Annotated in this window: 14 protein-coding genes and 1 other RNA gene; 11 read left to right on the top strand and 4 right to left on the bottom strand. The window is 43.7% G+C overall.

Going from position 1 to position 15,521, the window contains the following annotated elements; translation table 11 throughout:
* The first annotated feature begins 266 nt into the window (after nt 1–266).
* Entirely contained in the window at nt 267–1,424 is a 1,158-nt protein-coding gene (gene fucO, locus IGI66_RS11940) for a lactaldehyde reductase (protein WP_438849120.1), read from the top strand.
* 63 nt (nt 1,425–1,487) lie between these two features.
* Here the strand turns inward: fucO and IGI66_RS11935 are convergent, their stop codons facing one another.
* The 3 genes from IGI66_RS11935 to ssrS form a co-directional block, all read right to left on the bottom strand.
* Complete coding sequence (locus IGI66_RS11935) at nt 1,488–1,958, bottom strand: universal stress protein (protein WP_114524982.1); 471 nt, start codon at nt 1,956–1,958, stop codon at nt 1,488–1,490.
* A gap of 153 nt (nt 1,959–2,111) precedes the next feature.
* Nucleotides 2,112–2,396, bottom strand: a complete 285-nt coding sequence (locus IGI66_RS11930; protein ID WP_010779669.1) for a hypothetical protein — start codon at nt 2,394–2,396, stop codon at nt 2,112–2,114.
* A gap of 67 nt (nt 2,397–2,463) precedes the next feature.
* Nucleotides 2,464–2,657, bottom strand: a non-coding RNA gene (gene ssrS / locus IGI66_RS11925) — 6S RNA.
* Nucleotides 2,658–3,012: 355 nt separating this feature from the next.
* On the opposite strand from ssrS, the gene IGI66_RS11920 reads away from it, so the two are divergent.
* Together IGI66_RS11920 and IGI66_RS11915 are read left to right on the top strand one after the other, a co-directional pair.
* Nucleotides 3,013–3,480, top strand: coding sequence for a MarR family transcriptional regulator (locus tag IGI66_RS11920; protein ID WP_438849119.1), 468 nt, complete (start codon nt 3,013–3,015; stop codon nt 3,478–3,480).
* A gap of 162 nt (nt 3,481–3,642) precedes the next feature.
* Nucleotides 3,643–5,067: an MDR family MFS transporter gene (locus tag IGI66_RS11915; protein ID WP_314581365.1), complete on the top strand. Its 1,425-nt coding sequence runs from the start codon at nt 3,643–3,645 to the stop codon at nt 5,065–5,067.
* A 62-nt stretch (nt 5,068–5,129) separates the two neighbouring features.
* On the opposite strand, the gene IGI66_RS11910 is transcribed toward IGI66_RS11915, so the two are convergent.
* On the bottom strand, nt 5,130–6,407 hold the full coding sequence (locus IGI66_RS11910) for a replication-associated recombination protein A (RefSeq protein ID WP_288226305.1): 1,278 nt from the start codon (nt 6,405–6,407) through the stop codon (nt 5,130–5,132).
* A gap of 437 nt (nt 6,408–6,844) precedes the next feature.
* On the opposite strand from IGI66_RS11910, the gene IGI66_RS11905 reads away from it, so the two are divergent.
* The 8 genes from IGI66_RS11905 to IGI66_RS11870 all read left to right on the top strand — a co-directional run bounded on the left by IGI66_RS11905 (nt 6,845) and on the right by IGI66_RS11870 (nt 15,469).
* Entirely contained in the window at nt 6,845–7,471 is a 627-nt protein-coding gene (locus IGI66_RS11905) for a DNA-3-methyladenine glycosylase (RefSeq protein ID WP_438849118.1), read from the top strand.
* Between the two features lie 2 nt (nt 7,472–7,473).
* The gene (locus IGI66_RS11900) at nt 7,474–7,950 is read left to right on the top strand and encodes a DUF3013 family protein (RefSeq protein ID WP_010779674.1); all 477 of its coding nucleotides are present in this window, start codon (nt 7,474–7,476) and stop codon (nt 7,948–7,950) included.
* A 12-nt stretch (nt 7,951–7,962) separates the two neighbouring features.
* Nucleotides 7,963–8,910, top strand: coding sequence for a 50S ribosomal protein L11 methyltransferase (gene prmA, locus IGI66_RS11895; RefSeq protein WP_114524977.1), 948 nt, complete (start codon nt 7,963–7,965; stop codon nt 8,908–8,910).
* Nucleotide 8,911: 1 nt separating this feature from the next.
* Nucleotides 8,912–9,655 (top strand): 16S rRNA (uracil(1498)-N(3))-methyltransferase, encoded by a 744-nt coding sequence (locus tag IGI66_RS11890; protein ID WP_438849117.1) that lies wholly within the window; start codon nt 8,912–8,914, stop codon nt 9,653–9,655.
* Between the two features lie 190 nt (nt 9,656–9,845).
* Nucleotides 9,846–12,053 carry a RelA/SpoT family protein gene (locus IGI66_RS11885; protein WP_301516773.1) on the top strand — a complete coding sequence of 736 codons (2,208 nt, stop codon included), beginning with the start codon at nt 9,846–9,848 and terminating at the stop codon, nt 12,051–12,053.
* Nucleotides 12,054–12,071: 18 nt separating this feature from the next.
* Nucleotides 12,072–12,518, top strand: coding sequence for a D-aminoacyl-tRNA deacylase (gene dtd, locus IGI66_RS11880; RefSeq protein WP_010779678.1), 447 nt, complete (start codon nt 12,072–12,074; stop codon nt 12,516–12,518).
* Between the two features lie 409 nt (nt 12,519–12,927).
* Complete coding sequence (gene fumC, locus IGI66_RS11875; protein WP_438849116.1) at nt 12,928–14,310, top strand: class II fumarate hydratase; 1,383 nt, start codon at nt 12,928–12,930, stop codon at nt 14,308–14,310.
* Entirely contained in the window at nt 14,297–15,469 is a 1,173-nt protein-coding gene (locus IGI66_RS11870) for an NAD(P)-dependent malic enzyme (protein WP_438849115.1), read from the top strand. The genes fumC and IGI66_RS11870 overlap by 14 nt, the downstream gene beginning before the upstream one ends.
* Nucleotides 15,470–15,521 lie beyond the last annotated feature (52 nt).

Below are 15,521 nucleotides of genomic sequence, written 5' to 3'. Positions count from 1 at the left end.
GCGCTATGTTGCGCGACTGATTATGCGCACCTAAAGTTTAGTAAGGTCATACGCCAAGGCGAAGTGATCAACGAATTTAAGTTTTAAAGGTACTACCTATAAAAAGTGAAGGTTTCGACTGTTGCTGCCAATACAGACAGTCGATCCCTTTTTTTGCTATTTCTGCTGATTTTCCAGCAAGAATTTACAATCAGAAATCATAGAAAACGGTTTCTTTTTATGGGATAATCAATTGTGAAATACAACACAATAAAGGAGAGATACTAATGGTAGTCAATCGAATGATTTTGAACGAAACTTCTTTTTTTGGTAAAGGTGCAATCGCAGAGGTAGCCAATGAAGCAAAAAAACGCGGGTTCAAAAAAGCATTAGTCGTGACAGATAAAGATTTATTGAAATTTGAAGTAGCCACGAAAGTTACCGCAATTTTAGACAAGGCCGGGTTAAGTTACGAGATTTTTGATGGGATCGTACCGAATCCTTCAATTGAGGACGTTCAAGCTGGAGTCAAAGCTTGTCAAGCGGCTGGGGCAGATTATATTGTAGCTATTGGCGGTGGTTCACCAATCGATACAGCCAAAGCAATCGGAATTATTACTACCAATCCTGAATTTTCAGATGTGATCAGTTTAGAAGGACCAGCAGATACGAAAAAACCTGCATTACCAATTTTAGCGGTACCAACTACTTCTGGAACAGCTGCCGAAGTAACGATCAATTATGTGATCACGGATAAGGTTAATCAGCGTAAATTTGTTTGTGTCGATCCTCATGATATTCCAGTGGTGGCTTTTATCGACAGTGATATGATGATGGGGATGCCCACAGCGTTATGTGCGGCAACTGGTATGGATGCCTTGACCCATGCGATCGAAGGGTTCATTACAAAAGGTGCGTGGGAAATGACAGATATGCTGCACATCCAGGCAATTGAGATCATCAGTCATGCGTTGCGTGATTCCGTTGCGGGAAATCAAGAAGCTCGAGAAAAAATGGCCTTGGGTCAGTATATCGCTGGGATGGGTTTTTCTAACGTTGGATTAGGTTTGGTTCACGGAATGGCGCATCCATTATCCGCTTGGTACGATACACCACATGGGGTAGCGTGTGCGACATTGCTGCCATTGATCATGGACTTCAATAAAGATTATACTGGTGAAAAATATCGTGAGATCGCCGTGGCAATGGGTGTGAAGGATGCGGCTGAACTGCCGTTATCAGAAGTTCGCGATGCGGCAGTCCAAGCGGTGAAGCAGCTAGGTATTGACGTGGGGATTCCTCAAAGTCTGACTGAGATCGGAATGAAAGAGGCGGATGTTCAAAAAATTGCAGAAGATGCTTTCCGGGATGTCTGCTCACCAGGGAATCCGCGGGATGCAACAGTAGAAGAAATCAGCGAGCTTTACAAATCAATGTTGGATTAAAGCGAAATGACTATAAGGAAAAGAGGGAGTGCCAATCGGCGCTCCCTCTTTGTGTTCACTGTTTTATTTGTCTTCTTCAGGAATCTTATTGTCTAAATCTGTACGAACGATCAAGACGTCGCAAGCGGCGTTGCGAATAACGTATTCCGATACGGAACCGATAAATAAACGTTCTACTGCATTTAATCCTGTAGCACCCAGCATGATCAAGTCAATATCGTTGTTTTCCGGGATTTGATTGGCGATCATCACTTTTGGTGCGCCGTATTCAATGACCTTGCTGATATTTTTGACGCCGGCTTTTTTCGCTTCAGCTTCATAATCATCTAAGGTTTGCTTCGCCATATCCGTAGCCTGTTCTGCAAGAACATTATCGAAAGAAGAAACTGTTTGGAATGCACGCGTATCAATGACATGAGCGAGTAGTAATTCTGCCTGATTTCGTTTCGCTACATTCACTGCTTTTCTGAATGCTAATTCCGCTTCATTAGAACCGTCAACTGCCACCATGATTTTACTGTATTCTTGATCCATCGTTTCCCACTCCTTTTCATTTCAAAGAATCCATTATTCTGTAGAAAAACGATTTCCATACTATCTAACTAAAAATCGTTTCACTTCTAAAGAATTGGATCAGTATCCGTTTCTCATCTTTATTTTAAATCAAAAGACTCGAAAATGGTACTGTTACCCTTTTTTTGTTTTTGCGCCCATCAATAAAGCAAAGATCGCTGCAACCACTAAAAGCAGGATCAAATACATCATCGAATAGGAACGGTTGTTCATCACACCGACCAATAGCGCCATGATCCCTAAAACGGCATAGATAATTCCAAATTGACGTAAGAAGCTGCGTGCTTCAGTTTGTGTTTCTTTACTAAAGAGAACTAATAGCCCCTGTGGTTTTTTGATTAAGTAATAACTGCAAATTAATAAAATAAGCGCAAGTAAAAATAATAAAATGCGAACCATTTTCTTCCTCCAATACAATAAAAAGCAATTTGCAGTTCGCAAATTGCTTTCATTCCATAAAAAAATGGAAAATTCCGTCGATGCCGTTATTCGCCCGATAGTATTGATCCCGCAAAATCTAGCAGGTGGGTTCCATGGTCTAAGCATCGAACTACCAAATGAAAAGGCATGTTACCAACTTTGACACAAGACGGATCCCAAGATATCAATAAAAATGTTCGGTCAACACTGAAATGGGCAACGCGCACATCACAGAACTTCCATCTCAATCATAGCATAGTCATTATAGAGACGCAACGAAGTGGTCTTTTAGAACACATCTGAAAAGGTTCGAGACACTCACATCTTCTATACCTATATAGTATGAAAAAGAAGGCGGTATGTCAAAAAAAATTACTTATTTATTTAATTTATATTTTTACATTTTTATTTGATTTTTTAATTGTTGAAAGCAGACAAAGCAACACGATATGTTTGACTTTTATAAATGAAAAGAAGACGGATCGAACGGAATCCAAAATGATTTTGTTGAAAAAGAAACAAAAACACCTTAAAATAGTCTTGCATTTACGAATGGTCAATAAAAAGTCCAGCGCAATGACTAGGGGGATCGAGTATGAACAAAAGAGTAGAGGTTCTGGAAGGCTTCAGCGAAGTGTTTAACAAGCGGGCCTGGTTAGATAAGGTAAAAATGGAAAAAGCTTTGGCAGGATATGCTGTTTCCGAAGTACATTGCATCGAATTTATTGGTAAACATGAAGACCCAAACGTTACAAAAATGGCGGAATCTATGTATATGACTCGTGGAGCCATCAGTAAGCTGACGAAAAAAATGCTGCAAAAGAAGTATATCGAAAGTTACCAAAAGGCCGATAATAAGAAGGAAATTTATTTTAAGCTGACTGAAGAAGGGCAAAAGGTCTTTGATATTCATGAGCAGCTTCACCAAGAATTTGAAGATCGCGACGAGGTTGTTTTTGAACCAATTACTGACGATCAATACGATGCCTTCTTAACATTTCTCGCACGGTATAACCAACATTTGGATTCAGAAATCAAGAAACAAGGGATCACAACTCACTAATTTGAAGCAGTCATTCGCGACTGCTTCTTTTTTTGATTTAATTTTGTTGACAAGGAAACAAAGAGGTTATATAGTTTCCTAGGAAACAAAAAAGACCACTATTCGACAAGGGGAAGAATAGACATTTCAATCAAATCCATAACAATAAGAAAGGTGTTTTCTATGACTCAATCACATTCAAATAAATTACCAAAAGAAGTATTATCTGCTGCCTGGGCGATTGCTTTAGGCGCTATTGCCCCAATGCTGGACTCAACGATGGTGAATATCGCCATTGATCAATTGACCAGAAATTTTCACACGAACTTAGCAACGATCCAATGGGCGATCACGGGCTATGTCTTGGCGTTAGCCATAGCCGTGCCTATCGCAGGTTGGCTGATGAATCGTTTTGACGGAAAGAAGATTTTCATTGCTGCCGTCATCCTTTTCGGTTTCACCTCTGTTTTAGCAGGTATTAGCTGGAGTGTTACGAGCTTCATCGTTTTTCGTCTGCTTCAGGGGTTTACGGCAGGGATTATTACGCCCTTGATGTCAACCTTGTTAGTTAAAACGGCAGGTCCCGAAAATATAGGACGCGTCATGGCGATCGTCAGTACGCCAATGATCTTTGGACCGATCCTTGGTCCTGTATTAGGCGGGTTCATCGTTCAAGCGGCATCATGGCGCTGGATCTTCTTTATCAATGTTTTCATCGTTCTTATCGCGGCACCTTTAATGATGCGAACATTGCCCGCTTTTGAACCATTTAACCGAGAAAGTAAATTGGATATTTTCGGTATTCTTGATTTATCAGCGATGAGCGCCGCGTTGATTTACGGTATTACAAAAGCTGCGGATCATGCAACGTTCAATAATAGCGAATCCTTGACTTGGACAGGTATCGGCGTACTGCTTCTGATCGCCTATATCTTCTACGATCGGTATAAAGGGCACAAGACGGTGTTGCCGTTGACGATCTTTTCTCATCGCAGCTTCAAAGCATCAAGTGTCGGTCTGTTTTTCGCCAACATCGCTATTATGGGTCCCATGCTTATTTTGCCACTATTCTTCCAAAATTTCCGTCATTTTTCCGCGATGGAGGCTGCGATTGCCCTAATTCCCCAAGGAGTGGGGATGTTAGTCACGCGTCCATTGATCGGGAAAATGATCGATCAGCTTGGTGCAAAATATGTCGTGATCGTCAGCTTGGTCATTTCTTTAGTTGGGACGATCCCACTGCTGTTTGTCACCGATCAAACGAATATGATTTGGATCGCGCTGATCCTGTTCATCCGAGGAACAAGCTTTGGCGGCATCAATTTACCGTTGACCAGCGATGCGTATACAGGCTTAGCGGATGAAGAATTGCCCGATGCAGGTGTAGGTATCAATATTATTGAAAATCTAGGATCAAGTGTTGGTTCTGCGATGATCGCTACAGTAGTGGCCACGGTATTGCAAGGAGCCCAGCCCACGGTTGCCCATGAGCTGGCCGCCTACCATGCGGGCTTTCTCGTCTCAGTCGTTGTCTTAGCATTGATCTTCCTGCCGAGTCTCTTCCTAACGAATAAAACAACAGCCTCTGCTGATAAGCACACGATTTAAAAAACAGGCGTCAAGTTCCTTTTGGACTTGATGCCTGTTTTGCCTCTTTATAATAGAAGAATTTATTTCTTCTTTTTCCATTCTTCGATTCGTTGGTATTGCTGTCCGAGAGCCTGCTCATACTTACCGGTAGATTTAGGTTCATAGTAATGGGCATTCTTGATTTTGTCTGGCAAATATTGCTGATCAACCCAGGCATTCTCAAAACTATGCGGGTATTGGTAGCCGACGCCGCGGTTCAGCTCCTTTGCCCCTTTGTAGTGACTGTCTCGTAAATGGTCAGGTACTTCTCCGGCATTCCCCATTCGGATATCTGTGATCGCCGCGTCCAATGCGGCATAGGCAGAATTCGATTTAGGAGACAGGCAAAGATCTACGACTGCATCCGCCAAAGGAATCCGTGCTTCGGGAAAGCCTAATTTTTCTGCTGCTTGGACTGCCTGGACGGTTCGAGCGGCTGCGGCAGGATTTGCCAAGCCAATGTCTTCATAACCGATGACCATCAACCGACGACAAATAATCGGCAGATCCCCCGCTTCGACTAATCGGCCCAAATAGTGCAATGCGGCATTCACATCACTGCCGCGAATAGACTTTTGAAAAGCAGAGATCACATCATAATGGGCATCGCCATCCTTATCATGAGTCAAGGCTTTCCGTTGAACACATTCTTCGATGATCGAAAGCGTCAAATGAATTTTTTCTTCAGTATCTTTAGGTGTGGATTTTGTCGCTAATTCTAATCCATTCAGTGCGCTTCTTAAATCGCCATTTGTTGCGCGAGCCAAATGAGTCAATGCATCCTCATCTAGTTCCACAGGATACTCTCCAAGTCCGCGCTCCTTGTCTTTTAAAGCTGTCTTGACTGCGGAGATAATATCGTACTCATCTAACGGCTTTACCTCAAAAATCTGCGTTCGACTTCGAATCGCGGGATTGATTGTGATATAGGGATTTTCGGTGGTAGCCCCAATCATGATGATGCGGCCGCTTTCTAAATGAGGCAGTAGAAAATCCTGTTTGGTTTTATCTAAGCGATGCACTTCATCTAACAATAAAATAACTGTCCCGCTCATTTTTGCTTCTTCGGCGACGATCTGTAAATCTTTTTTTGCGTCCGTAGCCGCATTCAACATTCGAAACGCATAATTTGTTGAGCCAGCAATGGCGCTTGCGATACTGGTTTTTCCTGTGCCTGGCGGTCCATATAAAATCATCGAAGAAAGCATTCGCGCATCAACCATGCGCCGAATAATTTTTCCGGGACCAACTAGATGCTGCTGCCCGACAACTTCGTCTAAGTTGCGTGGGCGCATACGATAAGCTAACGGCTGTTGCATGAGAAACCTCCTTGAAAGAATGAATAATACTATTTCATTTGCGATGGTTACGAGTAAAAAGCAGATTAATTACGAGTTTTAACAAACTGCGAAAAGCAGAACTGGCAGCTATCTCAGAGCAAGGTAGCTATTTTTCTAAAAAGCGAGAAAAATAGTTTTTATTTTCGTACGCCTACCATCCAACGAAACAGTTCTCCTGATGGTTACATTTAACAAAGTGTGTTCACGTTGGATTTAGTAAACTGCGAAAAGTTGGACTGGCAAATGTATGTTCTCATTATAGCATTTTTTTGGTGAGGGTGCTTTGTTTGGATATGTTAGAGAAGGGGAGGGAGTTCTATTGTTCGACTGGAAAGATTCCTTTGTGTTTGCTGAGTTTTGGTCGTTGAGCGTAGCATGCGGCAGGATTATTGTGTATCATGTAGAAGGTGAGAAAAATGGAGCAGTTAATTGATTATTTTAATACAGAAACGACGGAAAATGTGGCGCGCCATTTATTGGGAATGTATTTAGAGCATGAAACGCCTTCTGGGACATTAGGTGGTTACATCGTTGATTGTGAAGCCTACTTAGGGCCAGAGGATGAAGCGGCGCATAGTTACGGGATGCGTGCGACTCCTCGTGTACGTGCCATGTATGAAAAGCCGGGAACGATTTATTTATACACGATGCACACGCATTTGATCTTGAATATGATCACTCAGCCTGAAGGAACGCCTCAAGGTGTAATGATCCGAGGGCTTGAACCGGTTGCTGGCGTGGCGCAAATGATCCGCAATCGTCATGGCAGAGCGGGAGCGATGCTCTCCGACGGTCCAGGGAAATTAGTGGAGGCACTAGGAGTCACTCGTGAATTATATGGCGACTCTATTTTTACAAGTAGCCTGCATTTGGTTCCTGAAAAACGACGAATTCCTAAAAAAATCGAGGCCCTTCCACGCATTGGTATACCCAATAAAGGGATCTGGACGGAGAAACCTCTGCGCTTTGTTGTTTCTGGAAATCCTTACATAACCAATCAACGCAAAGCATTACTAGAAGAAAACAATGGATGGAGGAACTAAAAATGGCAAAAGAGACCATGATTACTTATTTAGACAAATACTTGAACAAAAAAATTCCTGACTATGAACTAGCACTGGATTGGGATACGCGAAACCACAGTTTTGAGATCGCTTTTCGCATTTACGGAGAGAATAAAGAACAGATTGAGATCGATGATGTAGATGGCGTGGCTTCAGAGGAGGAAATCATTGAGTTTGAAGACGCGATCGTATTAGTCGATCCGACTAAATCTGACTACGATACAGAGAATTATTTGGCAGTGATTCCTTACGAAGGCAAAAAAGGCATGAAGAAAAATGAACTGACCGCTGTCGTAGACTATTTGAAGGACGTGATTGAGGAAGGCCAGAGCGATTTGCTGGACTTTTTAGCGGATGATAGTGAGGACGCGGTTTTTGAAATGAACTGGGACGATGCGGTATTCAAGGCGACGATCAAACCAACCGACAGCAGCTATCTGCCATATCCAAGTTATTAAGGGGCGAAAAAAATGAAATGGAATGAAGTAAAGGTAACGACAGAAAGCGAAGCAGTAGAAGCTGTTTCGAATATTTTGATGGAGGCAGGGGCATCAGGTGTAGCGATTGAAGATGCCTTGGATTTTGAGAATTATCAAGAAGATCAGTACGGGGAATTGCTGGATAAAGAGACTTTTTCAAGCTTGACCGAAGGGGCCGTCGTGATGGCGTATTTTCCAGAAACGATCTTTTTACCAGAGATTTTGCCCTTCATTAAAACAAAGATTGAAAAACTCCCTGAATTCGGCTTGAACATCGGAAAAAATCTCCTAGAAGTCAGTGAAGTGGAAGAGAGTGACTGGGCGACGGCTTGGAAGAAATATTACCATCCAGTTCGCGTGACTCGTTATTTGACGATCGTTCCAAGCTGGGAGAATTACGAAGCGCAACACGAAGATGAAAAAATCATCACCTTAGATCCCGGCATGGCGTTTGGAACAGGGACGCATCCGACAACGAATCTGACGCTGCAGGCGTTGGAAACAGTGCTGCGCGGTGGGGAAACGGTCTTGGATGTTGGTACAGGTTCGGGCGTATTGAGTATCGCGAGTTCCCTTTATGGCGCACAAGAAATCTATGCCTATGATTTAGATGAAGTTGCGGTGCGTTCAGCACAGGAAAACGTAGACCTCAATGCCCATACAGAAAATATCCACGTGTCTGCGAATAATTTATTGGTGGGTGTAGAGCAAGAAGCCGATGTTATCGTGGCAAATATTTTAGCAGACATCATCGTCCTAATGATCGAAGATGCGTGGCGCTTATTGAAACCAGAGGGCACCTTTATCGTCTCTGGGATCATCGAAGATAAAAAAGATATGGTATTAGAGGAAATGTACGCACAAGGCTTTGAAGTTGATCGAATCTTCCAACAAAAAGACTGGTTCGCTATTATCCTGAAGAAACCAGAGGAAGAATAAGATGCAGCGTTATTTTATCGATCAAGCGTATCAACCTGCTGTGACAGTTACGGGAGAGCCGCACCATCATATGTCTCGTGTGATGCGGATGACTGTCGATGACCAAGTCTTTCTTGTCTTCAACGACCAAACAGCGATCAAAGCCAAAATCATTGCTATGGATAGTGAGAAAGTGATGCTGGAAGAGGTTGAAAAAGAACGGCTAGAGCGTGAGCTGCCGATCCAGATCACGATTGCCAGCGGATTTCCTAAAGGCGAGAAACTGGAACTGATCGTTCAGAAGGGGACAGAACTTGGTGCGCATGCCTTCATTGCCTTTCCAGGAGAAAGCTCTGTGGCGAAATGGGATGCGAAAAAGCAGCAAAAGAAGCAGCAGCGATTAAACAAAATCGCGCAAGAAGCAGCGGAGCAGTCCCAACGCCAAGCGTTGCCCACTGTTCACTTTACTTCTGAAAAAGAGTTGACCAATCGTTTTTCTGAATACGATGCCGTGCTGATCGCCTATGAAGAATCCGCGAAGCAAGGCGAGCAGGCGCAAGTCCTCCAAACGTTTCAAAGCTTGAGCGCAGGACAAAAACTATTGGTCGTTTTTGGTCCAGAGGGCGGGTTGACGCCGAAGGAAATTGACGCGTTTCAAGCGGCAGGAGCGAAACTATGCGGTTTAGGGCCAAGAATATTACGGACAGAAACGGCGCCTTTTTATCTTTTAAGTGCGGCAAGTTTCTATTATGAGCTGCAACACTGATTTGATTGAAAAAGCTTACGAGAGTTTGTATAATAAGAGCAATCATTTTCAAAAAGAGAGTGGAATAAAAGCGTTCGGGTTCATAAAGTAGAAAGAAAATTACAGAAAATGTTCTTGCTGATTGAGAAGTTCGTTTTCATTCCGAATGTTTTTTTGTATTCCAGTCACTAAGAATAAGGGGGAACGTCACATGGCAAAAGAAGTTGAATTGACTGGTCCTGACGTCATCAGGATGGTCAGTACCTACATGGGAAAAGAGCACGTGGCGTTTGTACAAAAGGCATACGACTTTGCTTATGAAGCCCATAAGCCCCAGGTTCGCAAATCAGGAGAACCCTATATCATCCATCCGATCCAAGTCGCAGGTATTTTGGCTGACTTACATATGGACCCGCATACTGTTGCGACAGGCTTTTTGCACGATGTTGTAGAAGACACACCCGTAACATTGGAAGATTTGAAGGTTGAGTTTGGGGAAGACGTGGCCTCGTTAGTGGATGGCGTTACCAAATTAGGGAAGATCAAATACAAATCTCATGAAGAACAATTAGCAGAAAATCACCGTAAGATGCTTTTAGCGATGGCACAAGATCTACGGGTCATCATGGTCAAATTAGCCGACCGTCTGCACAATATGCGCACACTAAAATATTTACGTGATGACAAGCAACGCCGCATCGCTCGTGAAACGCTAGAAATCTATGCACCGTTAGCGGATCGTTTAGGGATGAGCCGGATCAAGTGGGAACTAGAAGATACAGCCTTGCGCTATTTGAATCCAAAGCAATATTATCGGATCGTTCACTTGATGCGCAGTAAGCGTGACGAACGTGAAGGCTTTGTGGACGAAGCTGTAAATGAAATCAAAGAAGCGACAAAAGAATTAGGGATCGAAGGCGATATTTACGGTCGTCCGAAGCATATTTATTCCATCTATCGTAAAATGCGGGATCAAAAGAAACAATTTGATGAAATTTACGACCTGTTGGCGATTCGCGTCATCGTGGATTCGATCAAAGACTGTTACGCAGTCCTAGGGGCGATCCATACCAAATGGAAGCCGATGCCAGGACGCTTTAAAGACTACATCGCCATGCCAAAGGCCAATATGTATCAGTCGTTGCATACGACGATCATTGGACCAAGCGGCAACCCAGTGGAGGTACAAATTCGGACCCATGAGATGCATCAGATCGCTGAGTTCGGGGTTGCGGCTCACTGGGCATATAAAGAGGGAAAAACGGATAAGACAGAAACAACACAGGACAACAAACAACTGGACTGGTTCCGTGAAATTATCGAATTGCAAGATGAAAGCTATGATGCCTCAGAATTTATGGAGAGCGTCAAGGGCGATATTTTCAGTGATAAGGTGTACGTCTTTACACCAAAAGGCGACGTAACTGAACTGCCAAAAGGTTCTGGTCCGTTGGATTTTGCTTATAGTATCCATACAGATGTCGGAAATAAAACCACAGGTGCCAAGGTCAATGGCAAGATGGTCCAGCTAGATTATAAACTGAAAAATGGCGATATCATTGAGATCATGACCTCAGCCAATTCCTTTGGACCAAGCCGCGACTGGTTGAATCTAGTCAAAACCAGCAAAGCAAAAAATAAAATCAAACGGTTCTTCAAGACACAGGATCGGGAAGAAAATGTGTCAAAAGGCCATGATGCTGTAATTAAATGTATCAATGACTTAGGGTTTGTTCCGAAAGAAATGCTGACGAAGGACAAACTTTCAGACGTGTTGGACAAATTTAATTTCCACAGTGAAGAAGACTTATATGCGGCCATTGGATTTGGTGAAATAAGTGCATTGACCTTCGCCAATCGTTTGACAGAAAAAGAACGCCGAGAACAAATGAAGCAAAAACAGCGAGATGCTGTAGATGAGATGGTCAGCAGTCCAAAAGAACCAGAAAAAATCAAAGTTCGTCATGAAGGCGGCATCGTCATTCAAGGCATCGAGAACCTCTTGATTCGGATCAGCCATTGCTGCAACCCTGTTCCTGGGGATAACATCGTCGGGTACATTACAAAAGGTCGGGGAATCTCGATCCACCGCGCCGATTGCCCAAATATTACGAAACAAAAAGATATCCAGCAACGATTGATCGAAGTAGAATGGGAAGACACCTCCAATTCTGTTCAAGATTACAATGCAGACCTAGAGATTTACGGCTTCAATCGTGACGGGTTGCTGAATGATGTCTTGAATATCGTGAGCGGCATGACTAAGAAATTAGTGAGTGTTGAAGCGAAGCCAACGAAAGATCGTTTGGCGCTCATCAACTTGACGTTTAAAATTCAAAACTTGAATCATTTGTACTCGATTGTTGATAAAATCAAGACTGTCCCGGATGTTTATAGTGTGAAACGGACGAAGGGATAGAAGAAATAGGAGGGCACTATGCGAGCTGTTATTCAACGTGTAAGCCAAGCCAGTGTAACGATCAATGAGACGGTTATCGGAAAGATCGACCATGGCTTCATGATCCTTTTAGGAATTCATGAAGAAGATACACAAGCAGATGCGGATTATTTGATTCGGAAGATTCCGCTGTTGCGCGTATTTGAAGATGAAGAAGGAAAAATGAACCAGTCCTTGCAGGATGTTGGCGGCAGTGTTTTGAGCGTTTCGCAATTTACACTCTATGGGGATACCAAAAAAGGCAATCGTCCGAGTTTTGTAAAAGCCGCTCGTCCAGAAACCGCGATCCCCTTATATAACTATTTTAATGAAGGCTTGCGTCAAGCGGGGCTAACGGTAGAGACGGGAGAATTCGGCGGTGACATGGATGTCGCGCTGATCAACGATGGGCCGGTCACGATCTTGTTTGATACAAGAGATAAATAACGAACGAAGTACAAAAGTTTAACGGCTTTTGTACTTTTTTTGTATCCATTTTGGTAGAAATGAGCGATAATTGAACAAAATAGAAGGAAAAAAGATTTCAGTTCCACTTTTCGCAGGATACTGGATGAAATAGAAAAAAGTCAAAAATAAATCAAGATAAGCTCAAACGCGTTTAGAGGAATGACATACGGATGAAACTCAAACTCATTTTTCTGAAGGAAAAATGAATACATTAATTTGAAGAAGGATTTCAGTTCCACTTTTCGCAGGATACTGGCTGAACTAGAAAAAAGCCAAAATAAATCAAGATAAGCTCAAACGCGTTTAGAGGAATGACATGCGGATGAAACTCAAACTCATTTTTCTGAAGGAAAAATGAATACATTAATTTGAAGAAGGAGTCGAATACATGGAAACACGGATTGAACAGGATTCAATGGGCCCGATCGAGGTGCCAAAAGAAGCGTGGTGGGGAGCACAAACCGAACGCAGCAGGCAGAATTTCAAAATTGGCGGAGAAAAAATGCCGCAAGAATTATTGCATGCGCTCGTGTTAGTAAAAAAAATGGCTGCGATCGCTAACCAGCGGACGGGAAAACTAGAAGCTGAGAAGGCGATGGCTATTCAAAAAGCAGCGGATTTGCTATTGAAGGGTGAGCACTGGGAGGAATTTCCGCTAGTGGTCTGGCAAACAGGCAGCGGCACGCAGAGCAACATGAATGCGAATGAAGTTATTGCACATCTAGCGACTCAGAATGACTTAGCAGTGCATCCAAACGATGATGTCAATATGTCACAGAGCTCCAATGATGTTTTTCCGACAGCGCTTCATATAGCCGGAACATTCACGATTGAACGAACGCTATTACCAGCGATCCATGAGATGATCGGTGTATTAGAAGAGCTAGAAGAGAACAATCAGCATGTGATCAAAATTGGGCGGACCCATCTACAAGACGCGACGCCGGTTACTTTTGCGCAAGAAATCAGCGGATGGCGTTCTGCATTGGAGCACAACGAAAATATGCTGATCCACAGCTTAGCGGAATTACGTCAGTTGGCAATCGGAGGAACGGCAGTAGGTACTGGGCTGAACGCGTCAAAAGCGTATGAAGAAGCCTTTATCGAAGCGATAGGTGAAGAAACAGGGATACATTTTACCAGTGAAAAAAATAAATTTCATGCGTTAGCCAATCGTGATGCCGTTGTATTTGTCAGCGGCGCGCTAAAGGCCTTAGCAGCAAACAGCATAAAGATGGCGAACGATATCCGCTGGCTGGCAAGCGGACCTCGCAGCGGCTTAGGCGAGATCACCTTGCCTGCCAATGAACCGGGAAGCTCAATCATGCCAGGGAAAATCAATCCGACACAATGTGAAGCTTTGGCAATGGTCGCGGTACAGGTCATGGGCAATGATACGGCGATCGGTGTGGCAGCATCACAAGGAAATTTTGAACTGAATGTTTATTTGCCTTTGATCGCGTTTGATCTATTGCAGAGCGTCCGATTGTTAGCAGACGCTCTCCATTCCTTCACTGAAAACTGTCTGAAGGGATTGGTCGTAAACGAAGAACGGATGGCGGAGCTTTTGGAGAAGTCGTTGATGTTGGTGACGGCATTGAACACACATATCGGCTACGACAAAGGGGCTGAAATCGCGAAGAAAGCATTTAACGAAGGAACCACATTGAAGGAAGCCGCGTTATCTTTAGGCTATGTGACGGAGGAAGAATATGAGTCTTGGGTACGACCAGAAAAAATGATTGGAGATACGATTGATGACTATTTATGAAGAAGCGTTGACTGCGCATAGAAAATGGCACGGAAAAATCGAAGTGACAAGTAAAGCCAAAGTACGAAACAAAACAGACCTGTCCTTAGCCTATACACCAGGCGTGGCAGAGCCCTGTCGGAAAATCGCAGAGGATAAAAACAAGGCCTATGATTACACTTGGAAAGGCAACAGTGTCGCCGTGGTTACCGATGGGACGGCTGTCTTGGGGCTGGGAGACATCGGACCAGAAGCCGCATTGCCGGTGATGGAAGGAAAAGCATTGCTTTTTAAGGAGTTTGCCGGTATTGATGCAGTGCCAATCTGTTTAGATACAAAAGACCCACAAGAAATTATCCAAATCGTCAAAGCCATCGCGCCGACCTTTGGAGGAATCAACTTGGAAGACATCAGCGCTCCCCGCTGTGTAGAAATCGAGCGGGCGTTGATCGAAGCGCTGGATATTCCTGTCTTTCATGACGATCAACACGGGACCGCAGTTGTCGTGACTGCGGCATTGATCAATGCGTTGAAGCTGGTGAAAAAGGAACCACAGGATCTAAACGTTGTGATCTCAGGAACTGGTGCAGCAGGTAGTGCGATTATTCATATGCTTGTCGATCTAGGCGTGAAAAACATCATTGCCTTCAATAAAGATGGCGCATTGAATGAGCAGATGCCCAATGCGACCTTCGTTGAAAAGGAAATTTTACATTTGATCACGCCTAAGGATTTTACGGGCACGATGGCAGAAGCATTTGTTGGAGCAGACGTTTTTATCGGTGTATCTGCACCAAATCTAGTGACGAAAGAAATGGTAGCCTCTATGAATGAGGGGAACATCGTTTTCTCTATGGCGAATCCTGAACCAGAAATCACCTACGCAGAGGCGATCGCTGGCGGAGCTTCTGTAGTAGGAACCGGTCGTTCCGATTTTCCAAACCAAATCAACAATGTGCTCGCTTTTCCAGGATTGTTTCGTGGGGCATTCACAGCAGAAGCAAAACGGATCACCCCCCGCATGAAGCTTGCCTGTGCCCATGCGATCGCGGATTCGATCCCTTACTCGGAATTAACCTCTGACTATATCATTCCATCGGCTTTCGATGAAAATGTCGTCGATTTGATCACCTTAAAGGTCGCAGAAGCCGCAAGACAAGACGGCGTGACACGGTCATAGAAAGGCTGTTCTATCAAGGGTAGAAAGAACTTTCTATCGACTTTTTGGCACA

The sequence above is a fragment of the Enterococcus sp. AZ048 genome, from assembly GCF_051715125.1.
Taxonomy (GTDB): domain Bacteria; phylum Bacillota; class Bacilli; order Lactobacillales; family Enterococcaceae; genus Enterococcus_A; species Enterococcus_A gilvus.
This window is presented reverse-complemented; position numbering and strand designations above follow the sequence as displayed.